Raw genomic sequence first — 23,036 nt, 5'->3', positions numbered from 1 at the left:
CTTCAAGACCGACGCCGTCAAGAGCGGCCTCCTCGTCGGCACCGCCACCATCACCGCCAAGATCAAGTAACACCCCCCAGATCGCCACGAAGGCGCCGCTCCGGACGGAGCGGCGCCTTCCGCGTCCTCCTGGCTGCCTGCGCGATGCTTCAGCGGATCGTGCGGGCGACCCCAGCCGCGGCGGAGCACCGTGGGACGCACCATCCCCCCACACAAGGAGACCGCATGCTGCTCGAGGGCAAGACCATCGTCGTCACCGGCGGGAACAGCGGGATCGGCGAGCAGATCTGCCTCGCCGCCGCTGCCGAAGGCGCGAACATCGTCATCGACTACGTCGCGCACCCGGACGAGACGGACTCGCTGATCGACCGGATCGAGCAGGCCGGCGGTCACGCGGTCGGCGTCGACGCGGACATCACGACCTCGGCCGATCTGCACCGCATGGTGCAGAAGGCCGTCGACGCGTTCGGATCCCTCGACGTCCTGGTCAACAACGCGGGCATCGAGGACCGGAAGTCCCTGCTCGAGGAGACCGAGGAGGGCTACGACAAGGTGATGGCGGTCAACATGAAGAGCGCGTTCTTCGGGACGCAGGCGGCCGCCAAGCAGTTCATCGCACAGGGCTCCGGCGGTCTGGTCCTGAACATCTCCAGCGTGCACGAGGACTGGCCGATGCCGGGCAACCTCGCGTACTGCGTGTCGAAGGGCGGGATGCGGATGCTCGCGCGGAGCGGCGGTGTCGAGCTCGGCCCGCACGGTGTCCGGATCGTGAACATCGCTCCCGGTGCGGTGGACACCCCGATCAACACGGCGACGACGTCCGATCCCGACAAGCTCAAGCAGCTCGACGCGGCCATCCCGCTCGGACGACCGGCGAAGCCGCACGAGATCGCGGAGGTGGTCGTGTTCCTGGCGTCCGGGAAGGCCGCGTACATGACGAGCACGACGGTGACGATCGACGGCGGGATCTCGCAGGGCAGCGTCGGGCTCTGACGCCGGCTCGGAATTCGTCCTCTCGGTGGATGTCCCTGGCCGACCGGCCGACGCAGACTGGTGGCGGGGAGTGAATCCGATGGGTCGCGGCTGCCGTCTGCAGCGCAGCCGCGACCACCCGGGGAGGACGGGCCCGACCTGTTGGAGATGGAGGACGACGTGATCGAGGTCGCCTGGACCGTGGCCGTGCTGTTCCTGCCGGTGATCGGTTTCGTCGGCTGGGCGGTGAACTGGCTGCTCGGCCGTGCCGCAGACCGGCTGAACCGGTCCGGGGCGGCGGGCAGCTGACCCGGCTGCCCCGACGACGCGCCCCGTACCGGACGGAAGGCTCGGTGCCAGGCCGCCACGAGCCTCCCGTCCGGTGACCGGTCACCGCCACCGGACGGTGCCGGTCAGCGACCGGTGCCGAGTGCGGACTCGATCCGACTGATCGTCCGGCGCATCGCGTACTCGTCCTGCGCCGGCTGGTCGTCGGCCACCCACAGGTGGACCGCTCCGGGGCCCGACCTCCTCGGTGCGAGGTGGACCACGATCCCCCATCGGTACGCGACACCGCGCGGTGTGGGCTCGCTGAACACGTCGAAGCCGAGGACCTCCGAACGGAGCGCGATCGGCATCCCCTCTCCGTCGTCGCGCGTCGACCAGCTCGTGATCCCCGTGTGGTCGAAGCCCAGGTCGCACGGGAACCAGACGCGCAGGCTGGGGTTCCAAGCGGCGAGGTCGGCGGCCGTCGAATCCGTCGCGTGCGCGGTGACGAACGCGGTGCCGGGATGGGTCTGGCCCTTGTGCCGGAGGCGCGCTCGCCGACGGTGGTTGACCTCGGTGGTGACGCAGGCGACGCCGAACCCGAAGGTGATGAGGATGCCGAGGCGGAGCTCGGTGGACAGGGCCCGTTCCTCGTCGGTGCCGATCAGGACCGCGAGGACGGCCGTCGCGACTCCGAAGGCGACGGTGATGGCGGCGAGCAAGATCGTCGACGGGCGCACGGCTCGACGATGCCAGAGTCCGGTGTGCGATGGGACACTCGCGCAGTGCGAGGGAGCGTCGTACGAACCCGTCGCTCAGCCGGAGCCGGCGAGTCCCGACTGGATCGTCCGGATGGTCTGTCCGAGCACTCCGGAGGCGAGGAGTCCGGCGCCGAGCGGACCGGACGAGTCCTCGCCGAGCAACGGCAACCGCAGAAGCGCGGCGCGCACGGGTTCGCTCATGTGCGCGATCTGCCCCGCGATCTCGTCGGCGCCACCACGTCCAGGGTCGGCGAGTTCGGCCGCCTTCGCCGCGTAGGCCGCGGCGCCGAGGGCGTGTGCCCCCATGTGTGCGACGCCGGAGGCCTGACCGGCCGCCCACGCCGCCGCCTTCCCCGCCGGCGACGTCGCTGCGCCGGAAGCGCGTCCCGCGGCGAACCGCGCTGCCCACGCTGCGACGATCCTGCGGTCGTCCTCGCTGGGGGTCTGTGGGGAGGGCACGCCCGCAGCCTCCCACTCCGCTGTCGAAGTGCGCCACCCGTCGGTCGGCGGGCCGGAGGAGGATGGATGCATGACCCGCATCCTTGTGACCGGTTCCACCGACGGACTCGGTCGCGCGACGGCCGAGTCGCTCCTCGGCGCCGGACACGACGTCGTCGTGCACGCCCGCAACGCCGACCGCGCGGACTCGTTGTCCGACCTGACGGCGCGGGGCGCGGACCTCGTCGTCGTCGACCTGTCGGATCGCGACGCCGTGATCGCTGCCGCACGAGAGCTCGACGCTGGCCCGCAGTTCGACGCGGTCATCCACAACGCCGGTGTCATCTCGGGCCGGTCGCTCGTCCCGGTCAACGTGGTGGCGCCGTTCCTCGTCACGGCGCTGGTTCGGTCTCCGGCCCGCCACGTGTACCTGAGCAGCGGGATGCACCGGGGCGGCCGACCTCGGCTCGAGGGCGTGGACTGGAGCGGGAGCTCCGGTTCGAGCAGCTACTCCGACACGAAGCTCTTCGTGACGGCGCTGATGGCTGCGGTGGCCGAGCGGCGACCCGAGGTGCGCAGCAACGCGGTCGACCCGGGGTGGGTGCCGACGAAGATGGGTGGTGCCGGCGCCCCAGACGACTTCGCCCTCGGACACCGCACCCAGGAGGACCTCGTGACGGACCCCAGCGCGACCGTCACGGGCGGTTACTGGTTCCACGGGCAGCAGCAGGAACCGCACCCGGCCGTCTCGGACCGTCGTTTCCGCGACGCGCTCGTCGATGCGCTCGAACAGGAGACGGGGATCCCCCTCGGCGGTCGCTGAGCCCTGGTGCGTGGGTCAGCGGACCGGGCTGTCCGATCCGGCGTCTCGGACCGCCGCGATCGCCTCGATCTCGACGAGCTGGTCGTCGTAGCCGAGGACGGTGACGCCGAGCAGTGTGCTCGGGACGTCGTGGGTTCCGAATGCATCCCGCACGACCTCCCACGCGGCGACGAGATCGGCCTGTCGGGCGGACGCGACGAGCACCCGCGTGCTGATGACGTCCTCGATGGTCGCGCCGGCGGATCGGAGCGCCTCCTGCATCGTCTCGACGCACTTCGCCGCCTGCCCGGCGTAGTCCCCGACCGCCGCCGTCGAACCGTCCGGCTCGAGCGGGCACGCACCCGCGAGGAACACGAAGCGCGTGCCGCTGGGCGCCGTGGCCGCGTACGCGTACTCCGCCGTGTCGCTGAGGGCTGCAGAGCGGATGAGGCGGACGACGTTGTTCACCACGTCATCGTGACAGGGTCCGCCACGCTCGGACGATCTGCCACACGGCAACGGCCACGACGACCGCGCCGATGATCGACACCACCCAGAGACCGGGAACGCCGATCGCGGGGCCGGAGGTGCACACGCTCTCGCCCTGCCCCGGTGCGGCGTCGGCACAGCTGCCGACCTGGTACATCGCGAAGAAGACCACGATCAGCGTGCTGATGATCGCAACCGCAGTCCACGCCACCACTCGGTTCACTGCGTCCCCCGTTCGTCCTGCACCCGAGCGTGCCCCGTTTCGACATGCTTGTCGAGGCAGTCGTCCTAGTGTGGAGCGGTGTCCCGAATCCACCTGCTCCGGCACGCGCAGCCGGACTACGAGGCGACCGAGGCTCGCGGCCTCGACTTCCGGTCTCGGGACACCGCGGCGTTGTCGCGAGTCGGCCGACAGCAGGCGCACGAAGCCGCCGCAGTGCTCGAGCGCCTCGGTCTGTCCGAGATCGTGAGCTCACCGATGACCCGCACGCTCCAGACCGCGGCGATCATCGCGCTGCGGTTACAGCTCTCGCTGACGGTCGACGTCGACCTCCGCGAGTGGGAGTCAGGCATCTCCTCAACGCAGACCCATGCGGGTTGGCAGCGAGCGACGCAGCAGTTCCGCGACCATCACGGAGTCCCGCCGGCCGGAGCACGGTGGGAAGGGGCCGAACAGATCCGCGAGCGCGCCACCGCAGCGCTCGCGCGACTCCCACAGGACGGCGCCGCGGTCCTGGTGGTCACGCACGCCTTCGTCATCGAAGCGCTCACGGGTCTCGATGGCAGGGCCGTCGGGTTCTGCGAGCACGTCCCGTTCACGGATGTCGGGCGGTCGAGATGAGCAGCACCCGCGACGTCGCGCTCGCCGTGACCTGCCACGACCCGCTGGGCCGGTTCGCCCCGGGCATCGAGCACGCTGGCCGCAGCCTCTCCGAGGTGTTCGGAGCCCTGGCCGTGAACGCGACGGCCGAGACCCACCCCGCGACCATCGACGCGCTGCGAGCCCTGGACCTGCCGACGACCTTCGGCGAGCACGGTGCCGGCACGGTGGGGATCGGCACCGCGCGACAGGACGCCCTCGCGCTCGGTGTCCCGAGTGGCCTCGCCCGGGTGTTCTACTCCGACCTCGACCACCTCCTGCGCTGGCTGAGCACCGCACGGGACGAGGTGGAGCGCTGTCTGGCCGAACGCGACCAGGACCTCCTCGTCGTCGGGCGCTCCCCGGCCGCGATGGCAGACGCGCCGGAGCGGCTCCGACGCACCGAGGAACTCGTCAACCACGTCTACGGACTGGCGAACGGCCTCGACGAGCGGTGGGACCTGATGATCGCGATGCGCCTGATGACCCGTGCCACCGCGCAGACGATCGTCACACACAGCCGCGAGACCTCGATCGCGAGCGATGTCACGTGGCCGATGCTCGTGGCCGCGCGGGGTGGCAGCGTGGGTGCGTTCCACGGTGACGGCATCCGGTTCCGGGCGCGAGACGACTTCGGGCAGGACGTCGATCGGCGTGACGGTGATCCCCGCGAATGGCACCAGCGGATGGTGACGGCCACCGGGCACGTGGCGGCGATCGTGGAGTTCGACCGACGATGATCGACGTTCCCGAGGGCCTGACCTGTGCGACGACGAGCCGCGAAGGAGCGGCCGGGACCGCCTGGCTCGCCGCGCTGCCGGCCATCGTCACGCGGCTGCTCGACGAGTGGAACTGCGAGCTCGACGGCGCTCCGACCCACGGCGAGGTCGCCGTCGTCCTGCCGGTTCGTCGGGGCGACGTGTCCGCGGCGCTGAAGGTCTCGTTCCCGCACCCGGGCAACCGCAGCGAGCCGCACGCACTCCGCAGCTTCGACGGCGACGGAGCGGTCCGGCTCCTCGACGCCGACGAGGACTCCTTCGCGCTGCTCCTGGAACGGGCCGGTCCGGAGACGCTGGAGAGCGTCGCGACGGCCGAGGAGGCGATCGACATCGCGGGCGACCTCGCTCGTCGCCTCGCCGTCCCGGCTCCCGCGGGAACGTCGGCGCTCGCCGACACGACCGAGGGCTGGGAAGCCGAACTCGACCAGCAGGTCGCCGCACTCCCCGACGCCCTGCCGACAGCGGTGATCGACCGTGCGAGGAGCACCATCCGAGCACTCGCGACCGAGTCGACGTCCACGATGCTGCACGGCGACCTGCACTTCGGCAACGTGCTCAGCGGAGAGCGGCAGCCGTGGTTGGCCATCGACCCGAAGGGCTGGCGCGGCACGGCTGCCTACGACGCGTTCACCGTCGCCGCGGGCAAGCGGGAGGCGCTGCTGGCCGCGGCGGACCCGGAGCGTGCGTTCCGCGACCGGATCCGGCGCTTCGCGGCAGCGGCCGACGTCGACGCCGGACTCGCGCTCGCCTCCGCGCAGGCACGGGCGACCAGCTCCTACCTGTACCAGCGGCTCCACACCGGCGACTGGTTCGCCCTCGAACTCCTCCGACGCGTCGCGCTCCTGGACGGCTGACCGGCCCGACCACCCACCGGACGGGAGGCACGGTGCGGGCCCGCCACGAGCCTCCCGTCCGGCCGTGGCCGGTACCAGCGCGCCGGCCGGACCGTCAGCGGCCGGCTGCCGGACCCGGCACCGCCACGCGCACGGCGCTGATGCGCCCGGCCCGCGTCCGCGCGGTGGTGGCCGGGTCGTAGCTGTCCGCGGTCGCGAGGTAGAGCGTCCGTCCGTCCGGTCCGCCGAGGGCGCTGTCGATCGCGCACCGCCCCGGGACGTCGATGCGGTCGGTCACCTCTCCGCCCTCGAGGACGCGGAGGAACTCGCCCGTGTCGACCGAGCAGACCCAGATCGCGCCCTCGGCGTCGACCGTGCTGCCGTCGGGGGTCACGCCGTCGGGCAGCGCTGCCCACTCGCGCCTGCCGCTCAGCGACCCGTCCGGTGTGATGTCGAACGCGGTCAGCCGGTGCGCCCAGGTCTCGCTGACGACGAGCGTCCGCGTGCCGGGGAGGACGTTCGCGCTGTTCGGGAAGACGAGGCCCTCGGCTGCCAGGCGGACGGAGCCGTCCCGCTCGATGACGTACAGGGGCCCCGGGCGCAGTTCCTCGCCGCCGTAGAGGTCGTAGCCGAACGCGCCGATGTAGGTCCGGCCGGTGACGTCGTCGACGACCAGGTCGTTGACGAGCGACGACTCGACCGCTGACAGGTCGGCGAACACCGACGTGGTCCCGTCGTGCTCGACGGCAACGACCGTGCGGGACTCCATCGAGCTGACGATCAGGCGGCCGTCGGCGAGCCACCCGAGGCCGGAGGACTGTCCGTCGACCGTGGCCTCGAGTCGTGGTCCCGCATCCGAGTCCGAGTCTGGGTCGATCGAGAAGACCTCGCCCGTGTGCATGTCCGAGTACCAGAGCCGGCCGTCGTGCCAGCGGTTCCCTTCGGGGAAGCGGATGCCGGTGACGACGTCGGAAGCGGAGTCCAGGGTGATGCGCACCGACCCAGCCTGCCACTCGGAGCCTGGCCGGCAGGCCGACCGCGCTCAGGACCGCCGCTCGGCGATCCGTGCCCTCTCGAGCAACCGGAACCTGCCGCGCTCGTCGGGCTCGAGGAACGCGACGCTGCCGACGACCTGCTCGTCGGCGACCAGTCCGAGCGTCTCGGTGTCGATCGGGCGGAGCTCGTACCTCGCGACAGTGGGCGACGACCCCGCGGTGCGGTACATGGCAGCGCCCTCGCGCACGGGTTCCTCGGTGAGCCAGAGCCGTCCGTCCGCGTCGCGGGTGACCTCGGACTCGGTCTGCCGGGTGGCGTAACGACCGAGGTACGGCGTCGCGTCGGGGACCAAACGTGCGGGACCCGGGACGGCGGGCGGCGTCGTCGGCTCGACGTCGGCGAACTCGGCGAACACCGGGTCCAGCAACTCGCGCGCGAGCTGCCCTCCCGCGTCGGCGTTCGTGACGACGGCAGCGGCCACCGAGCGGTCGGGTGCGATGGCCAGCTGGGTGGCCACGCCGGGGGCGCCGCCGCCGTGCTCGGCGATGCCCGGCCGGAGCAGCGCCCACCCCAGCGACTGGAACGACGGCACGGGGCCGATGCCGCGGATCGGCACCTCGGGTCGGAGCATCATCGCGGTCGACGTCCCCGAGAGCAACTGCTGCCCGGTCGGGCCCACCCCGCCGGCCAGGAAGAGCCGTCCGAGGGCGAGGAGGCCCGGCGCGGACATGGCGAGCTGGTTGCCGGCGGCCGGGTTCGACGGCGGCATGAGTGCCCACTCGCGGGACGGACCGAGCTCGCCCGTGTCCGATCGGTGCACGTGGGGGATCGCCGTCCCGTACGCCAGGGCCTGGCTCGCGGAGAAGGCGACGTCCTCGATGCCGAGGGGCTCGAGCAGGATCCCCCGGAGTGCCTGCTCGTACGTCGTGCCCCGCGCGACCTCGACCAGCCGCCCGAGCGTGCCGTAGCCGGCGTTGCAGTACGCCCACCGCTCCCCCGGTGCACTGTGTTGCGAGGCGTGGCGCACCAGGTCGCGGACGAAGCGGTCGAGCGCGTCGGGGCCGTCGGTCGTGGGCTGCCAGAGGTCGCCCTCGAAGCCCCCGGTGTGGGTCAGGAGGTGCCGGACGGTGATCCGGGCGCTGACCGCCTCGTCGGCCGTGCGGAACTCCGGCAGGTACGTCCGTACGGGTTCGTCGAGCTGGACCAGCCCGTCGTCGACGAGCTGCAGCACGAGGGTCGCGGTGAACACCTTCGTGATCGACTGGACCTGGAAGAGCGAGGACGGGGTGACCGGGGTCCCCGTGCGGGTGTTCAGCACGCCGGAGACCGCTTCGACGACGTCGGACCCCACCACGAGCGCCACGGACGCGCCCGGGACGCCGTGATGCTCGCGGAGTCGGGTGAGCTCCGACTGGATGCGCTCCTGCAGCGCTGCAGTGGTGGTCATGCATCCACCATGCCCCTACCAGCGGAGTGCGTCGAGGTGGTCGTGCCCGTCGATAGACGGAGGTGCAACCCGGGGGTCGCGCGATTCCGTGGCATCCGCGAGGATCGAGCCACGAGCGGGGAACTCGAGGACGGACCAGGGGTGGTCGCGGTGAGTCGCGACGGCGAGCACCGGTTCAGCAAGCCGGTGGTGGACGAAGTCACGCTCGTCGCGGGGTGGGGCATCGAGGGCGATGCACACGCCGGCACGACCGTGCAGCACCGCTCCCGGGTGGCACGGGACCCGTCGCAGCCGAACCTGCGCCAGGTGCACCTGATCCACGCCGAACTGTTCGACGAGGTCGCGGATGCCGGGTACACGGTCGAGCCGGGGCAGATGGGCGAGAACGTCACGACCCGCGGGGTCGACCTGCTCGGGCTGCCGACCGGCACGCTGCTCCACCTCGGCGACGAGGCGTGCGTCCGGGTCACCGGGCTGCGGAACCCGTGCCAGCAGATCAACGACTTCGAGCCGGGTCTCCTCCGCGAGGTGCTCGGCCGAGCGGACGACGGGTCGGTCGAATGCAAGGGCGGCGTCATGAGCGTCGTCGTGACCGGCGGGACCGTCCGACCGGGAGACTGCATCCGGGTCGAGCTGCCAGCGGGCGAGCGACAGCCGCTCGTCCCCGTCTGATCACCCGATTTGGCGTGATCTGTACGACCGACGTCCGCTGGAGCGATGGCGCGGGACGACAGCGGGCAGTTGGGTTGTCCTCATGGAAATCGGACGAACCGCTCATGCCCGAGGGCACCTGCTCTGGCCGGTCGCCGCGTGGTTCTGGGCGCTCCAGTTCGCGGTCCTCAACCCGCTGCTCGCCGTCCTGCTGGTCGAGGTGTACGGAGCGACACCATCGCAGGTCGGATGGGTGCTCGGCGCGTACAACGTCGGCGGGTTCGTCGCGTCGCTGGTGGTCCCGACGCTGGCCGACCGGGCCGGCGACTACCTGCGACCGCTGCTCTTCTGCGCGCTCGTCGGTGTCGGTCTCGTCGCGGTCCTGGCACTGACGACGTCGCTGCCGATCGCGGTGATCGCGCTCGTGGTGCTCGGTGGGCCGCCCGGCGTGGGATCGACCCTGCTGTTCGCGCAGTTGCGGCACGAGGGCGCACCGCCCGCACGAGTGATCCGCACGCGTGCGATCGTGTCGTTCGCCTGGGTGGTCGGGCCGCCGCTCGCTGCCTTCAGCACCGGCGTGGTCGGCACGTCCGCCGCGTTCCTGCTGCTCGCCGCGATCAGCCTGGTGAACGTCCTCGGCGCGCTGCTCCTGCTGCGGCGTCGCGGGCCGGTGGCCGCGGACGACGTGGCGCAGCGGCCGCGGTTGCTCGCACAGCTGCGCGGGTGGTCCCCATGGGCAGTGGTCACGGCGTTCACCCTGCTGCAGGCGACGAACATCGCCACCGTCACGGTCGCGATCCTCTTCGTCACGAGGGACCTGCACGCCCCGATCGGGTGGGCGGGGGTCGTCCTTGGTACTGCCGCACTCGTCGAGATCCCCGCGCTGATGACCATCGGCCGACTCCACGAGCGCGTCCCGACGCGGACACTCCTCGCCACCGGCTGGGCCGCGGGCGTGCTGTACTACGGACTCGTGACGCTGGTCCACGAGCCGTGGCAGCTCCTGGCGCTGCAGCCGCTGAACGCCTGGTTCTTCGCCACGGTCGCCGGTGTCGGGCTGACGGTCTTCCAGACGGTCTTCCCCAGTCCTGGTCTGGCGTCCGGGCTCTTCACGAACACCCGTCGCGTCGGCGCCGTGCTGTCCGGTCTGCTGATCGCGGGGCTCGGAACGGTCGCGGATCCGTACCGCGCCGTGTACGCGGCAGCCGCCGGTGCGGTCGTGCTCGTCCTCGTCGGCGGGTGGATCGCCACGGCTGTCACCGCTCGTGATCGACCCGCGTTCGATGCGCGCTAGGTTCGCGAGCGTGAACACCGTCCGTGACCACCGTGTGGCCGTGCTCGTCCTCGACGGCGCGAAGGCGCTCGACGTCGGGATCGCGGCGCACGTCTTCGCGAAGCGACCCAGCATGCCCTACGAGGTGCGGGTCTGCGGGGAGCGGGTCGGCACGGTCGACGGGTGGAACGGTCTCGCGTACGCCGTGGGCCACGACCTCGAGACCCTCGAGTGGGCTGACACGGTCCTGGTCCCGGGGTTCCGGAACCCGGCGGACGCCAGCACCCCGGACATGGTGACGGCCGCCCTGCGGAGGGCGCACGAGCGTGGTGCCCGCATCGCAGCGATCTCCACCGGGGCGTTCACGCTCGCCGCGGCCGGACTGCTCGACGGCCGCCGGGCGACGACGCACTGGCACTACACGCACGTGCTCCAGGAGCGGTACCCGGAGGTGGATGTCGACGAGAACGTGCTCTTCGTCGACGCCGGAGCGGTCCTCACCAGCGCCGGTGCGGCAAGCGGGTTGGACCTGTGCCTGCACCTCATCCGGAGCGACCACGGCGTCGCACTCGCGAACCACGTCGCACGGCGGCTCGTCAGCGCGCCGTACCGCAGCGGCGGCCAGGCGCAGTACGTCCCCCGCAGCATCCCGGAGCCCCTCGGCGACGCCTTCGCTGCGACCAGGGAATGGGCACTCGCCCACCTCCGGGACGACCTCACGCTCACGACCCTCGCTCGCCAGGCCACCGTCTCGCCTCGGACGTTCTCGCGGCGCTTCACCGACGACACGGGCATCACCCCGATGCAGTGGGTGCTCCGTGCTCGGGTCGACCACGCACGTGAGCTCCTCGAACGCACCGATCTCACCGTGACCCAGATCGCGCAAGCGACCGGGTTGCGGTCGGACACGAACCTCCGTCGGCACTTCGGCAGCATCGTCGGGACGTCGCCGACCGCCTACCGGGCTGCCTTCCAGGACCCGGATCCGTCTCCGTAGCCCGCGGCCGTCACTGCTCTCAACGGAGGTGGACGAGGCCCGCCCGGGTCGGAGCGAACCCGCACGCGTCCTCGTAGAACGGGGCCATGTCGGCGCCGTAGTCGACGAAGAGCCACTCGCACCCGGCGGCGCGCGTCTCGGCGACAGCGTGCCGGACCACCGCGGTGCCGAGTCCCCGGCGTTGATGCGACGGGTGCGTCTTCGTGTCGATGAGGAACGCGTGGTCGCTGCCGTCCCACGCGACGTTGACGAAGCCCACGAGCGCTCCGTCAGTCGTTCGTGCAGCGACCCAGCCGAGCGAACGGGGTCGGACGCGGTCCCACCACCCGGCCTCGGGGGTCCCACCGTGGGCGGCGGTGAGTTCCACGAGCTCCCGGTCCTCGACGGGGGCCCGTCAGCTGAGTGTCACGTCGTCGTGCGTCATCGACACAGCATGGCGGAGGCCATCGGGATGCCCCGCGCGAGCAGACGGATGTTCAGCGGGTGGGCCGTGCTCGCTGCCGACGCATGCGGACGAGCATCGCGATGAGCGCGGCACCGACCAGGAGCGGGATCCAGACGGACCCGGATGCGATAGATGCGACGATCAGCCCGAGCACGACGCAGACGCTCGCGCACGCCGCGATGACGATCTCACTCGCAGTCCACTTCCCCGCGTGGTCCCCCTGTCGTTGCGCTCGACCCTACGCCGGACACGGGCAGACGTCACCCCGTCCTGGTGCACGGGCCATGATTGGCCCGTGTCCGACCGACTCGAGCACGACGAACTCGTGCATCTGTACGGGCCCTGGCGTCCGCGCACCCCCGCGGACGTCGCAGCGCTCTTCGCGGGTTTCCCCGGCGCCTGGTGGGTCGCCGGCGGATGGGCGATCGAGACCTTCACCGGCCGGAGTCGATCCCACGGCGACATCGACCCGAGCATCGCCCGCTCCGACGTGCCAGCGCTCCGCGCGTACCTCGCGGGCCGGATGGACGTCTGGTCAGCCGATCAGGGGACCCTGCGGCCGTTGGTCGACGAGACGGACGCGCTCCCGGAGACCTGCGGCAACCTCTGGCTCCGTCACAGTGGATCGGACCCGTGGGAGTACGACGTCCTCCTGACGGACATCGACGCCGGGAAGTGGGCCTACAAGCGAGATCGGAGCATCACGCTGCCGGCGTCGGAGCTCCTCTGGGAGCGTGACGGGATCAGCTACCTGCGGCCAGAGGTCCAGCTCCTCCACAAGGCGCCGGGCCTCCGGCCGCAGGACCAGCAGGACTTCGACGCCTGCCTGCCGCGCCTGAGCGAGGCCGCCGCGGCATGGCTGCGCAGCGCTCTGGAACGGGCGCATCCCGGGCACCCCTGGATCCACGCGCTCGCACTCACCCCACCCACCCCACCGCGAGCTCCCAGGAGCGGGTGACGCTCGTCAGGTGGTCGTAGCGGTACGGCTTCTGCTCACCGGTCGGCCCGTAGCCCAGAACGCGGAGGAACGGAGCGGCCTCACGCTCGACGCTGTCCACGACGCCGACCCGCACCACGGAGACGCCCGCCGTGCGGAGGTCCGCGAGCAGAGCGTCGTGAAGGGTACGGCCGTGTCCCCGCCGCCGGCGATCGCTCCGGACGATGAGCAGGCCGAGGTACGCCGTGCGGGGATCCGGGTAGCCGATCAGGACGTCGGCGAACGCGGTCAGCTCTCCGTCGGCCCAGAGCCCGACGCCCCGTTTGCCCGCCGGGTCGTACCCGGGAGGGACCGTGATGAGGGCGCTCAGCGCATCCGACGGTCCCGGCGGGTAGCCGGTGACCCGCTCCGAGTAGTCCGGCGTCACCTCGAGCAACGTCTGGAGGGCGTCGACGTCGGAGCTGTCGAGCGTGCGGATGTCGGACGGCATGGTGGACCCGAGTTTGCACCCCGTGCTGACACCGCGCCTCCCGAACGAGGGCGTGAGAGAACCTCGATCCCTCCCGTACGCTCAGCTCATGGGTTCCGAGGCCGCCGACGTCCCCACGCCGTCGGCACGTCGCGACCTGACCGACGTCCTCGTGCCTGTGGTCGCCGTCCTCGTGGCCGTCGTCGCCACCGCAGTGTCCCCGAACCCGGTCGCCGAGCCGTTCACGCCGTCGGTCTTCCCCCTGGCGGCGCAGCGGCTCCTCGCCGTGTGGATCCCGCTGCTCATCGCCGGTGCGTGGCTCCTCCGTGGTGGACGGTTCCGGTCGGCGCTCAGGGGACTCCGCATCGGCTTCCCCGAGGTCGTCGCCGCCCTCGCCGCTGTCGTCCTCTGCCGCGTCGTCGAGGCGGCGTCACAGGTGCTGCTCGGCGATCCACCCGAGATGGTGCTGGCGTTCGTGCCGTCGCGCGCTGAGCTCGCCGTGCTCGCGGCGGTCGGCCTCCTGGCCTTCGTCCTCGGACCGCTCTTCGTCGCCACGATGGTGCACGGCGTGTTCCAGCGGCGACTGGCAGCCCTGCTGTCCCGCCGACTGCGTGTCCTGACCGTCGTCGTCCCGGCACTCCTCGTCGTCGTCCTCGAGGCGGGCACCGCCTGGGTCGCAGGCATCGCGCCCGCTGCATCGGGCGCCGTGGTCACCGCCGCCGTGCTCGCCCTGCTGGCCGGCGCGCTCGCCGCCGTGACCGGTCGGATCGGTGTGGCCGCCGCCACCTACCTGCTCTGGAACGTGACGTGCGTCTTCCAGGTCCCGTTCGCCTGAGACCGACGAACTCGCGGTGAGCCGGGCCACGAACGACGGCGCCGCCCCTGGCCGTCCTAGGCTGCCGGGATGCACCCGGAACTGGACCCCTTCGACTCGGGGACCCTCGAGCGCCCGGACGGCAACCGGATCCACTGGGAGACGTCGGGGAACCCCACGGGGCGTCCGGCCCTGTACCTGCACGGCGGTCCGGGGTCGGGCCTCGGGTCCGGCGGATACCGCCGGCGGTTCGACCCCGCGCAGTACCTGATCGTCGGACTCGATCAGCGGGGCTGTGGCCGGAGCACCCCGTGGGCGATCGACGACCTCGACGCGCTCGACACGAACACGACGCAGGCGCTCATCGCGGACATCGAGGCGCTCCGGGAACGGCTCGGCATCGAGTCCTGGCTCCTGCACGGCGTCTCGTGGGGCAGCACCCTCGCGCTGGCCTACGCCCTCGCGCACCCGGACCGGGTCACCGAGATCGTGCTCGTGGCGGTCACGACCGGAGCCCGTCGGGAGCTGGACTGGATCACCGAGGGTGTCGGCGCGCTGTTCCCGGAGGCGTGGTCGGCGTTCGCCGCCGGCGTCCCGGACGGCGTCCGCGTCGTCGAGCACTACGCCGGGCTGCTCCGCGACCCGGACCCCGCGGTGCGTCTCGCTGCTGCCGAGCGGTGGGACGAGTGGGAAGCGACGCACATCTCGTTCGACCTCGGGTCGCCCGTGGGCCCGTTGCACCCCGACGCGCGCCACCGGCAGGGCTTCGCGACCCTCGTCACGCACTACTGGGCGAACGACTGCTTCCTCGGCCCGGACGAGATCCTGTCGCGCGCCGGCGAACTCGCGGGCATCCCCGGTGTCCTGATCCACGGTCGTCGGGACGTCAGCGGTCCCGTGGTCACCCCGTGGGAACTGCACCGGGCGTGGCCGGGAAGCCGCCTGGAGGTCGTCGAGGACGAGGGGCACGGCGGCCCGACCGAGATGCTCATCGCGCAGCAGGCGATCGACGCGTTCGCGGCCCGGCGATGACCGCGACCAGGACCAGGACGACCACGAACGCCCCGTACGCGAGCACGGTGGGTTCGAGCCCGACCGCCGCAGTGGCGAGGCCGGCCGCGAGCGCCGGCACACTGAACGCCGCGTAGCTGACGATGTACATCGTCGCGAACACCTGGCCGCGCTGGTCCTGGGGAGCAGCCGCGCCGAGCGTCGTGACCGCGTACTGGAACGTGCTGCCGAAGCCCAGCCCGGCGATCGCCGACCCCACGACGTAGAGCGGCAGCGCTGTCGCCATGACCGCGACGAGCATGACCACCACACCGCCGGCGAGGGTCCCGTACCCGAACCACTGCCGGGTCGACGACGGCAGGATCGTCGAGACCGCGCCGCCGATCGTCCCCGCGACGAAGAACGCCCCGAGCACCAGCCCCACGACGAAGTGACTGTGCACCCCGAGCAGCGTGCCGATGACCGACGACCCCAGTGACAACGACAGGCCGGACAGCGCCCAGGTCGCGACGATCGACGGGACGAGCGCGAGGAACGCGGGGCGGACGACGGACGGCAGCGCCACGCTCAGCAGGAGTGCGCGCCAGAGCGGTTCCTGATCGGTCGATGCCGGTCGGGTGCGCTCCGGGATCCACCAGACGAGTACGGCGAGGAGCAGGTACGCGGCAGCGAGGACCCAGAACACGAGCTGGCGTGGGAACGGCGCGAACTCGACGAGGGCTCCCGCCAGGACCGCGCCGACGGTGATGCCGAGCGACGGGACCGCGCTGCTGACGATCGACCCTCGCCGCGGGTCCTTGGCGGCGTCGAGGATCATCGCCGTGACCGTGCCGGTCGCCGCGCCCACCGCGAACCCCTGCACGACGCGGGCGACGACGAGCCCTCCGGTTCCACCTGCGACGACGAAGAGCAGCATGCCGACCGCGAGCAGCACCATCGCCCCCGACGCCACGGGCCGACGTCCGATCCGGTCGGAGAGCGACCCCACCGTGAGCAGGGCCACGAGCAGCGCTCCGACGTAGACGGCGAAGACCACCGTCAGCGTGAACGCCGAGAACCCGAAGAGCCGCTGGTACACGGGGTAGAGCGGCGACGGAGCGGACGCAGCCGTCAGGGTCGCGGCACCGGTGGCTCCGGCGACCACGAACGCGACCGGGCGAGGGAACACCATGGAGTCCTCCATCAAAAGCAATGAACTTTGCTTTTGGGACAGTAGCCCGCACGGTTCCAAAAAGCAAAGAACTTTGCGATAGTTGGACCATGTCTGCAACGTCGACGACCAGACCGGGTGGGCGGAGCAGCCGCGTGCGCTCCGCCGTCTACTCGGCCGTCGGCGCGCTCGTGGGCGAGGGCGCCGAGCGCATCACGTTCCCCGTCATCGCCGAGCGTGCTGGAGTCGCCCCGACGACGCTCTACCGGCGGTGGGGTGACGTCGACGAGCTGCTCGAGGAAGTCGCGGTCGCAGCGCTCACCCGCGACGGTGACGAACTCCCCGACACGGGCACCCTCGCCGGCGACCTGACCGAGTGGGCGCTGATCGTCACGCGCGACATCACCCGGTCGGAGCGCGCTCGGTACCTCCGGGCGATGGTGGCCGCCCGCCAGGACATCGTCGCGCACTGCGAGGTGAACGACACCAGACTCGAGCAGGCATCGGTGCTGATCCGGCGCGCCGAGGGCCGGGGTGAGGCCGTGCCGACCGCCGAGCAGGTCCTCGACCACGTCATCGCGCCGCTGTACTACCGCGTCGCCTTCGCCCTGCCGGTCGACGAGGAGCGTCCGCGGTGCCTGGTCCGCGACGTCCTCCGCATGGTCGCGCCGATCCGCTAGTCACCACCCGCCGGACGGGAGGCTCGGTGCGGGCCCGACCCGTGCCTCCCGTCCGATCGTGGCGGCTCCACGGCCGGAGCCGGCCATCGGGGTCGGCCCGCTTGCCAGCGTGCCGGATCACCGTCCCGCACGGCGCGCCCTGTCGGGAATGTCCCGTCGCTCCCCGGTGTCGTACTCGTCACCCCATGCGAAGGAGCAACCGATGAGCCACGAACTCGACCGGACGAACACCACTCTCGACGACCGCGACTGCTGGCCCGCCCAGCGTGCGCTGCGCGACGAGCCGAAGCCCCGATTCGGCCGCTACCTGGGCCTGATCAACTCCGGCGACTGAGCAGCAGCCGCCCGGCGATGCGCTCGACGCTCGCCTCCGTCGGCTCCGCGCTCGTGTCGATCTCGATGTCCAGCGGGACGCTGTCGTTCGCCGCTGCGGCCCCCGACCTCGCCCACCCCAGGTCCGACCCGGGTCGCGCCGCGGCGCGGGTCGGGAGGCCGTCTGGGTCGGTCCGAACGCCGACGAAGAACGCTCCGCGCTCGAGGCAGAGTTCGAGACACTCCCAGAAGTGCCCCGTCTCGGGGAAGGGCAGGGCGCCGTCGAGGACCACGTCGTACCCGGCGTCGAGCCACGTGAACGCGGCCAAGTGGAGCGTGCGCGCGAACCGTGGTGGGTCGAAGTCGTCCGAGGAACCGAGGGTCGGCGCGGCGGTGTCCGCTTCGACCAACACCCAGTCGTGACCGAGCCGTCCGACGAGTGCGCGGGCGAGGGTCGACTTCCCCGCGAGGCTCCCGCCCGACACGACGACGAGTGAGCCGGGTGTCCGTCGCTGGAGATCCACGCTCCCCACCGTACGTGTCGAGTGCGCGAGCTGGTTGAATCGACCGATGCTCGATGAACGACCGGAACCCAGGCGCTCACCGTGGGTGGTGGTGCTGACCTGCGCCGTGGTCGTCCTCTGGACCGTCGCCGTCGCGCTCCCGACGTGGGTGCTCGTGGTGATCGCACAGCTGCCCGGCGAGGATCCCGCGCGGACGCAACGGTCGATCGTGATCGCGCTCGGAGCGTTCCTGTCCATCGCGATCCCCGCGATCGGGGCATCCGCTGGGCTGTTCGCCCTCCGGCGGCACCGCCGGTCCGATCGGTCAGCGCAACGGCTCGACCGAAGGTGATCCGCCGGCGCTCCTGACGAATCCGGTTCGGCAAACCCGGGTTTCGGGAACCGGATTCGTCATCGGAGAATCCGAGGTCCGTCCCCGCCAGCGTCACCCGCCGGTCTGCTCGTCGTCCCGCAGCGAACGGATCATGCTCCGCAGGCTCCGGAACGCGATCGCTCGGTCCTCCGTCGACATCCCGGTGAGCATCCGGTCCTCGACCGACCGGACAGCGGCACTCGCACGCTCGAGCAGCGCTCGGCCGGACGGGGTGAGCCGTGCCGGGAGCGTCTTCCCCACCGGAGGTGCCGCCGGCCGGGACACGAGGCCGTCGTGCTCGAACGCGTGCAGCAGCACGTTCATCGACTGCCGGGTGACGAACGCTCCCCGTGCGAGATCGGAGTTCGACAGGCCGGGTCGCTGTGCGAGGAGTTCCAGGCACGAGTACTGCGTGACCGTCAGCCCGAGCGGGCGCAGCACCGATTCCATCGCGGCGCGCAGGGCGCTCGCGGCTTCCTTCAGCAGGTACCCGAGCGAGGTCTCGAGGTCGATGCCGACCCGGTCTTGACTCATGTCAGTAGTCTGACATAGGTTGAGCCATGTCAGAAGACTGACACACCACGAAGGAGCATCCCATGCCCGTCACCGGCCCCGACTTCATCAACCTCCAGGCGACCGACCTCGCCGCGTCGCAGGCGTTCTACGAGCAGTACCTCGGCCTGGTCCGCTCGCAGGCCGGTCCGCCGCACGCCGTCGTCTTCGAGACGACGCCGATCGCCTTCGCGCTCCGCGACGTCATCCCCGGCACGGACATCGCGTCCACCCCGCAGCCCGGCATCGGCGCTTCGATCTGGCTGCACGCCACCGGGGTCCAGGAGATCCACGACGCCCTCGTCGCCGACGGCCACACCATCGTCTCGGCGCCGATCGACGGTCCGTTCGGCCGCACGTTCACGTTCGCCGACCCCGACGGATACCAGATCACACTGCACGACAAGGCCTGATCGACGCCCTCGCCCCGGAGGTCGCCACGTCCGCGCACTCGCCGCGTGCCGGACGGGAGGCTCGGTGCCGGGCCGACCCGTGCCTCCCGTCCGGCGGCCTGCCGCGGTCAGCTCCTGCGGAGATCCTGCGCGAGCATCACGATGATCCCGCTCGGCCCACGCAGGTACGTGAGCGGGTACACGTCCTGGTAGTTCGCGACGCCGCGGAGCGGCGCGCAGCCGTGGCGTGCGGCGATGGCCAGCGACTCGGCGAGGTCGTCCACCTGGAACGCGACGCGGTGCATGCCGATCTCGTTCGGCAGGGTCGGCTCGGTCTCGATCGCGTCGGGGTGGACGTACTCGAACAGCTCGATGTGGCCGTGTCCGTCCGGGGTCGCGAGCATCGCGATCTTCGCGTGGTTGCCGTCGAGGCCCACGGCGGTGTCGGCCCAGGCGCCGCTGACCTCGTCCTGACCGACCTCGGTGAGACCCAGGTCGGTGAAGAACGCGATCGTGGCCTCGAGGTCGCGCACGGCGATGCCGATGTTCTCGAACGCGATGCCCATGGCGTGCAGGCTAGCCGAGCGTGGCGGCCGCTTCGCGGAGCTCGGACAGGGCGGTCAGGGTGTGGTGGTCGAGGCGGTCGTCGTCGGAGCGGTCCCCGCCCGACCAGCGGTCGAACCCCTGCTTGAACGCGAGCACCCCCATCTCGCTGGCGAGGCGAGCGGGTGCTGCGCCGACACCGCGTGCGACCAGGGCCTCGGTCATCGCGGCCGCCATCCCGACGCTCTTCAGGGCATCCCGTTCCTGGAGTTCGGCGCTCGCGGCGACCGCTGCCTTGAGCCGCGGTCCGAGCTCGCGGTTCATCGGGCCCATCTCGTCCGATGCCCGCTGGAGCCCGGCGGCCACGGCGTCGAGCGGAGTCGCGTCGGCGGGGGCCTCGGCGATACCGGACGCGAGCAGCCGGCTCAGCGTCTCCTGCCCGGCGACCAGGAGTTCGCGCTTGTCCGGGAAGTGCCGGAAGAACGTACTCTTCGTCACGCCGGCGCGCTCGGCGATCTGCGTGACCGTCGTCTCGTCGTAGCCCTGCTCGGAGAACAGGTCGACCGCGGCCAGGACCAGCCGTTCCCGAGCACCGGGTTCCCATCGCGCCATGGGACGATCATACTGACGGGACAATCGTCCCGTCGCGGGTGTACAGTGATGAGACAACGGTCCCATCACTGTCAGGAGCACTCATGCACGTCTTCATCACCGGCGGAACCGGCACGATCGGCACGGCCGTCGTCGCCGAACTCATCGCGGCCGGGCACACCGTCGCCGCCCTCGCCCGTTCCGACCGATCGGCCGCAGCGCTCACCGCTGCCGGCGCCGAGCCCGTCCGCGGCGGGCTGTCCGACCTCGACGTCCTCCGTGCCGGTGCCCGCGACGCGGACGGTGTCGTGAGCCTGGCGTTCTCGAACGACTTCAGCTCTCCCGAGGCGCTCGCCGCGGGCATCGCCGAGGAGTCTGCAGCGATGGCCGCCCTCGGCGAGGAGCTCGTCGGGTCCGACCGGCCGTTCGTCGTCGTGTCGGGAACGCCCTGGGTCCCCGGCCGGGCCTCCGTCGAGTCGGACCCGCTCCCCCTCGAGGGTCCGGTCGCCGGCCGCGCTCGTTCGGTCCTGGACGCGCTCGCGCTCGCCGACCGCGGCGTCCGGGTCTCCGCGATCCGCCTGCCCCGGACCGTGCACGCCGACGGTGCCGGCGGGTTCGCGGGCATCCTGACCGAGATCGCACGCCAGAGCGGGGTCGCCGGGTACCCGGGCGACGGCGAGCAGCGGTGGCCGGCGGTGCACGCCCGTGACGCAGCGGTGCTGTTCCGGATCGCGCTGGAGCGTGCCCCGGCTGGTACCGCGTGGCACGCCGTCGCGGACGAGGCCGATCGGGTCCGTGACATCGCCGAGGTCATCGGGCGACGGCTGGGATTGCCGGTGGAGCGGGTCGCGGACGACACGTTCGGGTCGTTCGCGCCGATCTTCGCGATGGACCAGCCGTCCTCGAGCGACTACACGCGGCGGACGCTCGGGTGGGAGCCGACGCACGAGAGCCTGCTCGAGGACCTGGAGAACGTCGAGCGCTGACGGCCCGACCGCGCGTCACGGTCGCTGGGTTCTCGGCGGGAGGGCGTTCCAGACGTCGGCCCAGACCATCTCGAAGTCGACCGGCCGGACCTGCTGTGCTCGGAGCGCGCGTTCCAGCACGGCCAGGGCATCGAGTGAGCCGTCGAGCAGCCGAGCGTCGCCGTGCACCTCGGGGCGGCCGTTGCCGTAGAAGGTGGTCACCGTGATCGACCGGACGCGGGGCCGGAGCGTGCGGGTGGCCCGGCCGAGGACGAGGAACCCGCAGGCGTAGGTGGCGAGCGCGGCGACCATCCCCACGGCCGGGGTCGGGTTCGTCACGGCCATGATGCCGACCGCGAGGAGCGCGCCGAGGATCGTCCAGCCGTGCCAGGCGCGGAGCAGTGCCCGCTCGCGCGTGCTCGTCCCCGGCGGGAACACGACGAGCGTCCGCGAGCTCCACATCGACCGGCTGACGGGGTGGACGGAGTACCGACCCCAGAGGTGGATCCCCGCGGTCGTGCGGTCCCGGGTGATCGCGCTCATCGGATCTCGGCGCCGAGCGAAGCCCGGACGGGCTCGACCACGTCCCGGTGCCGCAACGCTGCCAGGCACGGGAAGCAGAGCAGGTCGCCCTCGTGCACGTCGGTCGGGACCGGTGCCGGCAGCCGGCGGAACGGGCCGTCGGTCGCGCCGTCGCACGGCGTCACGACGTACGTCTCCGCCGTCGGCGCCGTCGTGACCCGGCCGATCAGGCGGACCTCGTCGAGCACGGCGCAGGCGGGCAGCACGGCGTCGAGTTCGAGGAGCACGATGCCCGTTCGCGGTCGTCGCACACGGGTGACGGACGCGACCGCCACGCTGACCTCGCGCGGTGTCCATGCCGGCGGCCGGAACCGCGGCGGAGCCTGCTCGGCGGTGTGCACGCAGGGGGTGCCGACGGTCTCGGCGAGCCGGACCATCGACACGGCGGAGATCACCACGTCGCCGATGGTCGGCGTGGTGCGCGCGGGCCACCGGGATGCGTCGAAGGGATCGGGGAGCGACGCTCGGAGCGTCGGCATGATCGCTGTCAGTGTCACGTCGGCAACGATCGTCCCGGAACCAGCGGGCGATCGGGGCCCTGACGGATCCCCTACGGCTGGGCGGGACTTCATCACGCCGTCCTGACAGGACCGACACGACGCGACGCCGACCGCGACCGACGTCGTACGCTGACCGTCGTGACTGGCGCGCTGGACGACGGGCCGTTCTTCCACGGGACGAAGGCCGACCTGCAGGTCGGCAACCTGCTGACGGCGGGGTTCCACTCGAACTACCGTCCCGAGATCGTGATGAACCACGTCTACTTCACCGCGCTCCCCGACGGCGCCGGGCTCGCGGCCGAACTCGCCGCGGGCGATGCCGAGCCTCGTGTGTACGAGGTGGAGCCGACGGGCGACTACGAGGACGACCCCAACGTCACGGACAAGAAGTTCCCCGGCAACCCGACCCGGTCCTACCGGAGGACGTCGCCGGTCCGGATCGTGCGCGAGGTGCACGACTGGACGCGCCTGACGCCGGAGGCCCTCCGAGGGTGGCGCGAGCGGCTCGCAGCGCTCCGGTCGGAGCCCCGCGGCGAGATCATCAACTGACCCCCATACGGGGGTGATCCGTCGCTGTCAAGTCCTCGGCATCGGCGCCGGGAGCGGTTACCCTCGCTGCGGCCCGCCGAGATCCGGCGGTCCCGGCGCCGACA

The 23,036-nt window shown here is 71.7% G+C and carries 34 protein-coding genes; 18 read left to right on the top strand and 16 right to left on the bottom strand.

The features are described from left to right. Positions 1 to 225 precede the first annotated feature (225 nt). Both ACO0E1_RS08465 and ACO0E1_RS08460 read left to right on the top strand, forming a co-directional pair. Positions 226 to 993 carry an SDR family NAD(P)-dependent oxidoreductase gene (locus tag ACO0E1_RS08465; protein ID WP_422873778.1) on the top strand — a complete coding sequence of 256 codons (768 nt, stop codon included), beginning with the start codon at positions 226 to 228 and terminating at the stop codon, positions 991 to 993. 159 nt (positions 994 to 1,152) lie between these two features. Next, positions 1,153 to 1,281, top strand: coding sequence for a hypothetical protein (locus ACO0E1_RS08460; protein WP_422873777.1), 129 nt, complete (start codon positions 1,153 to 1,155; stop codon positions 1,279 to 1,281). 104 nt (positions 1,282 to 1,385) lie between these two features. Here the strand turns inward: ACO0E1_RS08460 and ACO0E1_RS08455 are convergent, their stop codons facing one another. Both ACO0E1_RS08455 and ACO0E1_RS08450 read right to left on the bottom strand, forming a co-directional pair. Further along, a complete protein-coding gene (locus tag ACO0E1_RS08455; protein WP_422873776.1) occupies positions 1,386 to 1,979 on the bottom strand; it encodes a hypothetical protein in 594 nt (197 codons plus the stop codon). A 75-nt stretch (positions 1,980 to 2,054) separates the two neighbouring features. Further along, the gene (locus ACO0E1_RS08450) at positions 2,055 to 2,459 is read right to left on the bottom strand and encodes a putative immunity protein (RefSeq protein WP_422873775.1); all 405 of its coding nucleotides are present in this window, start codon (positions 2,457 to 2,459) and stop codon (positions 2,055 to 2,057) included. Between the two features lie 70 nt (positions 2,460 to 2,529). Between ACO0E1_RS08450 and ACO0E1_RS08445 the strand changes: the two genes are divergently transcribed. Further along, positions 2,530 to 3,261 (top strand): SDR family NAD(P)-dependent oxidoreductase, encoded by a 732-nt coding sequence (locus ACO0E1_RS08445; RefSeq protein WP_422873774.1) that lies wholly within the window; start codon positions 2,530 to 2,532, stop codon positions 3,259 to 3,261. Positions 3,262 to 3,276: 15 nt separating this feature from the next. On the opposite strand, the gene ACO0E1_RS08440 is transcribed toward ACO0E1_RS08445, so the two are convergent. Beyond that, a complete protein-coding gene (locus ACO0E1_RS08440; RefSeq protein ID WP_422873773.1) occupies positions 3,277 to 3,708 on the bottom strand; it encodes a RidA family protein in 432 nt (143 codons plus the stop codon). A 4-nt stretch (positions 3,709 to 3,712) separates the two neighbouring features. Next, positions 3,713 to 3,952, bottom strand: a complete 240-nt coding sequence (locus ACO0E1_RS08435) for a hypothetical protein (protein WP_422873772.1) — start codon at positions 3,950 to 3,952, stop codon at positions 3,713 to 3,715. A 78-nt stretch (positions 3,953 to 4,030) separates the two neighbouring features. On the opposite strand from ACO0E1_RS08435, the gene ACO0E1_RS08430 reads away from it, so the two are divergent. Genes ACO0E1_RS08430 through ACO0E1_RS08420 form a run of 3 tightly spaced genes read left to right on the top strand, consistent with a single transcriptional unit; the run spans position 4,031 to position 6,221 of the window. Continuing rightward, on the top strand, positions 4,031 to 4,570 hold the full coding sequence (locus tag ACO0E1_RS08430; protein ID WP_422873771.1) for a histidine phosphatase family protein: 540 nt from the start codon (positions 4,031 to 4,033) through the stop codon (positions 4,568 to 4,570). Then, positions 4,567 to 5,328, top strand: coding sequence for a hypothetical protein (locus ACO0E1_RS08425; RefSeq protein ID WP_422873770.1), 762 nt, complete (start codon positions 4,567 to 4,569; stop codon positions 5,326 to 5,328). Before ACO0E1_RS08430 ends, ACO0E1_RS08425 begins: the two co-directional genes overlap by 4 nt. Further along, positions 5,325 to 6,221: an aminoglycoside phosphotransferase family protein gene (locus tag ACO0E1_RS08420; RefSeq protein WP_422873769.1), complete on the top strand. Its 897-nt coding sequence runs from the start codon at positions 5,325 to 5,327 to the stop codon at positions 6,219 to 6,221. Before ACO0E1_RS08425 ends, ACO0E1_RS08420 begins: the two co-directional genes overlap by 4 nt. A gap of 94 nt (positions 6,222 to 6,315) precedes the next feature. On the opposite strand, the gene ACO0E1_RS08415 is transcribed toward ACO0E1_RS08420, so the two are convergent. Continuing rightward, complete coding sequence (locus ACO0E1_RS08415) at positions 6,316 to 7,197, bottom strand: SMP-30/gluconolactonase/LRE family protein (protein ID WP_422873768.1); 882 nt, start codon at positions 7,195 to 7,197, stop codon at positions 6,316 to 6,318. Positions 7,198 to 7,242: 45 nt separating this feature from the next. Next, the gene (locus tag ACO0E1_RS08410; RefSeq protein WP_422873767.1) at positions 7,243 to 8,643 is read right to left on the bottom strand and encodes a serine hydrolase domain-containing protein; all 1,401 of its coding nucleotides are present in this window, start codon (positions 8,641 to 8,643) and stop codon (positions 7,243 to 7,245) included. Positions 8,644 to 8,784: 141 nt separating this feature from the next. Between ACO0E1_RS08410 and ACO0E1_RS08405 the strand changes: the two genes are divergently transcribed. From ACO0E1_RS08405 to ACO0E1_RS08395, 3 genes are all read left to right on the top strand, one after another. After that, complete coding sequence (locus ACO0E1_RS08405; RefSeq protein ID WP_422873766.1) at positions 8,785 to 9,315, top strand: MOSC domain-containing protein; 531 nt, start codon at positions 8,785 to 8,787, stop codon at positions 9,313 to 9,315. Between the two features lie 82 nt (positions 9,316 to 9,397). Continuing rightward, positions 9,398 to 10,588, top strand: a complete 1,191-nt coding sequence (locus tag ACO0E1_RS08400; protein ID WP_422873765.1) for an MFS transporter — start codon at positions 9,398 to 9,400, stop codon at positions 10,586 to 10,588. Continuing rightward, a complete protein-coding gene (locus ACO0E1_RS08395; protein WP_422873764.1) occupies positions 10,578 to 11,564 on the top strand; it encodes a GlxA family transcriptional regulator in 987 nt (328 codons plus the stop codon). Before ACO0E1_RS08400 ends, ACO0E1_RS08395 begins: the two co-directional genes overlap by 11 nt. Before the next feature lie 19 nt (positions 11,565 to 11,583). Here the strand turns inward: ACO0E1_RS08395 and ACO0E1_RS08390 are convergent, their stop codons facing one another. Both ACO0E1_RS08390 and ACO0E1_RS08385 read right to left on the bottom strand, forming a co-directional pair. Continuing rightward, positions 11,584 to 11,931, bottom strand: a complete 348-nt coding sequence (locus ACO0E1_RS08390; protein WP_422873763.1) for a GNAT family N-acetyltransferase — start codon at positions 11,929 to 11,931, stop codon at positions 11,584 to 11,586. Between the two features lie 109 nt (positions 11,932 to 12,040). Next, on the bottom strand, positions 12,041 to 12,163 hold the full coding sequence (locus ACO0E1_RS08385) for a hypothetical protein (protein WP_422873762.1): 123 nt from the start codon (positions 12,161 to 12,163) through the stop codon (positions 12,041 to 12,043). 141 nt (positions 12,164 to 12,304) lie between these two features. Between ACO0E1_RS08385 and ACO0E1_RS08380 the strand changes: the two genes are divergently transcribed. Then, on the top strand, positions 12,305 to 12,967 hold the full coding sequence (locus ACO0E1_RS08380; RefSeq protein WP_422873761.1) for a hypothetical protein: 663 nt from the start codon (positions 12,305 to 12,307) through the stop codon (positions 12,965 to 12,967). Here the strand turns inward: ACO0E1_RS08380 and ACO0E1_RS08375 are convergent. After that, positions 12,927 to 13,436 (bottom strand): GNAT family N-acetyltransferase, encoded by a 510-nt coding sequence (locus tag ACO0E1_RS08375; RefSeq protein ID WP_422873760.1) that lies wholly within the window; start codon positions 13,434 to 13,436, stop codon positions 12,927 to 12,929. The two genes, ACO0E1_RS08380 and ACO0E1_RS08375, sit on opposite strands and share 41 nt — an antisense overlap. Before the next feature lie 88 nt (positions 13,437 to 13,524). Here ACO0E1_RS08375 and ACO0E1_RS08370 point away from each other — a divergent pair, with 88 nt between their 5' ends. Beyond that, positions 13,525 to 14,250, top strand: coding sequence for a hypothetical protein (locus ACO0E1_RS08370; protein WP_422873759.1), 726 nt, complete (start codon positions 13,525 to 13,527; stop codon positions 14,248 to 14,250). 69 nt (positions 14,251 to 14,319) lie between these two features. Next, the gene (gene pip, locus ACO0E1_RS08365) at positions 14,320 to 15,261 is read left to right on the top strand and encodes a prolyl aminopeptidase (RefSeq protein ID WP_422873758.1); all 942 of its coding nucleotides are present in this window, start codon (positions 14,320 to 14,322) and stop codon (positions 15,259 to 15,261) included. On the opposite strand, the gene ACO0E1_RS08360 is transcribed toward pip, so the two are convergent. Further along, positions 15,218 to 16,411: an MFS transporter gene (locus ACO0E1_RS08360; RefSeq protein WP_422873757.1), complete on the bottom strand. Its 1,194-nt coding sequence runs from the start codon at positions 16,409 to 16,411 to the stop codon at positions 15,218 to 15,220. The genes pip and ACO0E1_RS08360 overlap by 44 nt on opposite strands. Before the next feature lie 89 nt (positions 16,412 to 16,500). Here ACO0E1_RS08360 and ACO0E1_RS08355 point away from each other — a divergent pair, with 89 nt between their 5' ends. Next, positions 16,501 to 17,070, top strand: coding sequence for a TetR/AcrR family transcriptional regulator (locus tag ACO0E1_RS08355; RefSeq protein ID WP_422873756.1), 570 nt, complete (start codon positions 16,501 to 16,503; stop codon positions 17,068 to 17,070). Positions 17,071 to 17,272: 202 nt separating this feature from the next. After that, on the top strand, positions 17,273 to 17,404 hold the full coding sequence (locus ACO0E1_RS08350) for a hypothetical protein (RefSeq protein ID WP_420365836.1): 132 nt from the start codon (positions 17,273 to 17,275) through the stop codon (positions 17,402 to 17,404). Here the strand turns inward: ACO0E1_RS08350 and ACO0E1_RS08345 are convergent. Further along, positions 17,388 to 17,906 carry a phosphotransferase-like protein gene (locus ACO0E1_RS08345; RefSeq protein WP_422873755.1) on the bottom strand — a complete coding sequence of 173 codons (519 nt, stop codon included), beginning with the start codon at positions 17,904 to 17,906 and terminating at the stop codon, positions 17,388 to 17,390. The genes ACO0E1_RS08350 and ACO0E1_RS08345 overlap by 17 nt on opposite strands. A gap of 46 nt (positions 17,907 to 17,952) precedes the next feature. Between ACO0E1_RS08345 and ACO0E1_RS08340 the strand changes: the two genes are divergently transcribed. Beyond that, positions 17,953 to 18,237: a hypothetical protein gene (locus ACO0E1_RS08340; protein ID WP_422873754.1), complete on the top strand. Its 285-nt coding sequence runs from the start codon at positions 17,953 to 17,955 to the stop codon at positions 18,235 to 18,237. 93 nt (positions 18,238 to 18,330) lie between these two features. Here the strand turns inward: ACO0E1_RS08340 and ACO0E1_RS08335 are convergent, their stop codons facing one another. Continuing rightward, positions 18,331 to 18,792, bottom strand: coding sequence for a MarR family winged helix-turn-helix transcriptional regulator (locus ACO0E1_RS08335; RefSeq protein ID WP_422873753.1), 462 nt, complete (start codon positions 18,790 to 18,792; stop codon positions 18,331 to 18,333). Positions 18,793 to 18,854: 62 nt separating this feature from the next. Here ACO0E1_RS08335 and ACO0E1_RS08330 point away from each other — a divergent pair, with 62 nt between their 5' ends. After that, positions 18,855 to 19,223, top strand: a complete 369-nt coding sequence (locus ACO0E1_RS08330) for a VOC family protein (protein WP_422873752.1) — start codon at positions 18,855 to 18,857, stop codon at positions 19,221 to 19,223. A 107-nt stretch (positions 19,224 to 19,330) separates the two neighbouring features. Here the strand turns inward: ACO0E1_RS08330 and ACO0E1_RS08325 are convergent, their stop codons facing one another. Beyond that, positions 19,331 to 19,768, bottom strand: coding sequence for a VOC family protein (locus ACO0E1_RS08325; protein WP_422873751.1), 438 nt, complete (start codon positions 19,766 to 19,768; stop codon positions 19,331 to 19,333). A gap of 10 nt (positions 19,769 to 19,778) precedes the next feature. Further along, complete coding sequence (locus ACO0E1_RS08320) at positions 19,779 to 20,357, bottom strand: TetR/AcrR family transcriptional regulator (RefSeq protein ID WP_422873750.1); 579 nt, start codon at positions 20,355 to 20,357, stop codon at positions 19,779 to 19,781. 83 nt (positions 20,358 to 20,440) lie between these two features. Here ACO0E1_RS08320 and ACO0E1_RS08315 point away from each other — a divergent pair, with 83 nt between their 5' ends. After that, complete coding sequence (locus tag ACO0E1_RS08315) at positions 20,441 to 21,322, top strand: NAD-dependent epimerase/dehydratase family protein (RefSeq protein ID WP_422873749.1); 882 nt, start codon at positions 20,441 to 20,443, stop codon at positions 21,320 to 21,322. Positions 21,323 to 21,337: 15 nt separating this feature from the next. On the opposite strand, the gene ACO0E1_RS08310 is transcribed toward ACO0E1_RS08315, so the two are convergent. Further along, on the bottom strand, positions 21,338 to 21,844 hold the full coding sequence (locus ACO0E1_RS08310; RefSeq protein WP_422873748.1) for a DUF6611 family protein: 507 nt from the start codon (positions 21,842 to 21,844) through the stop codon (positions 21,338 to 21,340). After that, entirely contained in the window at positions 21,841 to 22,380 is a 540-nt protein-coding gene (locus ACO0E1_RS08305; RefSeq protein ID WP_422873747.1) for a hypothetical protein, read from the bottom strand. Before ACO0E1_RS08305 ends, ACO0E1_RS08310 begins: the two co-directional genes overlap by 4 nt. Before the next feature lie 141 nt (positions 22,381 to 22,521). Here ACO0E1_RS08305 and arr point away from each other — a divergent pair, with 141 nt between their 5' ends. Continuing rightward, positions 22,522 to 22,932, top strand: a complete 411-nt coding sequence (gene arr, locus ACO0E1_RS08300) for an NAD(+)--rifampin ADP-ribosyltransferase (protein ID WP_422873746.1) — start codon at positions 22,522 to 22,524, stop codon at positions 22,930 to 22,932. The last annotated feature ends 104 nt before the right edge of the window (positions 22,933 to 23,036 follow it).

The organism is Curtobacterium guangdongense (genome assembly GCF_049341845.1).
GTDB classification, from domain to species: Bacteria; Actinomycetota; Actinomycetes; order Actinomycetales; family Microbacteriaceae; genus Curtobacterium; species Curtobacterium guangdongense.
Note: the sequence above shows the minus strand (reverse complement) of the source record. Positions and strands in the feature narration are given on the sequence as shown.

Excerpts from the sequence above, each read along its gene's own strand:
- ACO0E1_RS08465 (WP_422873778.1), top strand. The coding sequence starts at position 226 with ATGCTGCTCGAGGGCAAGACCATCGTCGTCACCGGCGGGAACAGCGGG.
- ACO0E1_RS08445 (WP_422873774.1), top strand. The coding sequence starts at position 2,530 with ATGACCCGCATCCTTGTGACCGGTTCCACCGACGGACTCGGTCGCGCG.
- ACO0E1_RS08425 (WP_422873770.1), top strand. The coding sequence starts at position 4,567 with ATGAGCAGCACCCGCGACGTCGCGCTCGCCGTGACCTGCCACGACCCG.
- ACO0E1_RS08420 (WP_422873769.1), top strand. The coding sequence starts at position 5,325 with ATGATCGACGTTCCCGAGGGCCTGACCTGTGCGACGACGAGCCGCGAA.
- ACO0E1_RS08410 (WP_422873767.1), bottom strand. The coding sequence starts at position 8,643 with ATGACCACCACTGCAGCGCTGCAGGAGCGCATCCAGTCGGAGCTCACC.
- ACO0E1_RS08400 (WP_422873765.1), top strand. The coding sequence starts at position 9,398 with ATGGAAATCGGACGAACCGCTCATGCCCGAGGGCACCTGCTCTGGCCG.
- ACO0E1_RS08395 (WP_422873764.1), top strand. The coding sequence starts at position 10,578 with ATGCGCGCTAGGTTCGCGAGCGTGAACACCGTCCGTGACCACCGTGTG.
- ACO0E1_RS08375 (WP_422873760.1), bottom strand. The coding sequence starts at position 13,436 with ATGCCGTCCGACATCCGCACGCTCGACAGCTCCGACGTCGACGCCCTC.
- ACO0E1_RS08370 (WP_422873759.1), top strand. The coding sequence starts at position 13,525 with ATGGGTTCCGAGGCCGCCGACGTCCCCACGCCGTCGGCACGTCGCGAC.
- pip (WP_422873758.1), top strand. The coding sequence starts at position 14,320 with ATGCACCCGGAACTGGACCCCTTCGACTCGGGGACCCTCGAGCGCCCG.
- ACO0E1_RS08360 (WP_422873757.1), bottom strand. The coding sequence starts at position 16,411 with ATGGTGTTCCCTCGCCCGGTCGCGTTCGTGGTCGCCGGAGCCACCGGT.
- ACO0E1_RS08355 (WP_422873756.1), top strand. The coding sequence starts at position 16,501 with ATGTCTGCAACGTCGACGACCAGACCGGGTGGGCGGAGCAGCCGCGTG.
- ACO0E1_RS08350 (WP_420365836.1), top strand. The coding sequence starts at position 17,273 with ATGAGCCACGAACTCGACCGGACGAACACCACTCTCGACGACCGCGAC.
- ACO0E1_RS08340 (WP_422873754.1), top strand. The coding sequence starts at position 17,953 with ATGCTCGATGAACGACCGGAACCCAGGCGCTCACCGTGGGTGGTGGTG.
- ACO0E1_RS08335 (WP_422873753.1), bottom strand. The coding sequence starts at position 18,792 with ATGAGTCAAGACCGGGTCGGCATCGACCTCGAGACCTCGCTCGGGTAC.
- ACO0E1_RS08330 (WP_422873752.1), top strand. The coding sequence starts at position 18,855 with ATGCCCGTCACCGGCCCCGACTTCATCAACCTCCAGGCGACCGACCTC.
- ACO0E1_RS08325 (WP_422873751.1), bottom strand. The coding sequence starts at position 19,768 with ATGGGCATCGCGTTCGAGAACATCGGCATCGCCGTGCGCGACCTCGAG.
- ACO0E1_RS08320 (WP_422873750.1), bottom strand. The coding sequence starts at position 20,357 with ATGGCGCGATGGGAACCCGGTGCTCGGGAACGGCTGGTCCTGGCCGCG.
- ACO0E1_RS08315 (WP_422873749.1), top strand. The coding sequence starts at position 20,441 with ATGCACGTCTTCATCACCGGCGGAACCGGCACGATCGGCACGGCCGTC.
- ACO0E1_RS08310 (WP_422873748.1), bottom strand. The coding sequence starts at position 21,844 with ATGAGCGCGATCACCCGGGACCGCACGACCGCGGGGATCCACCTCTGG.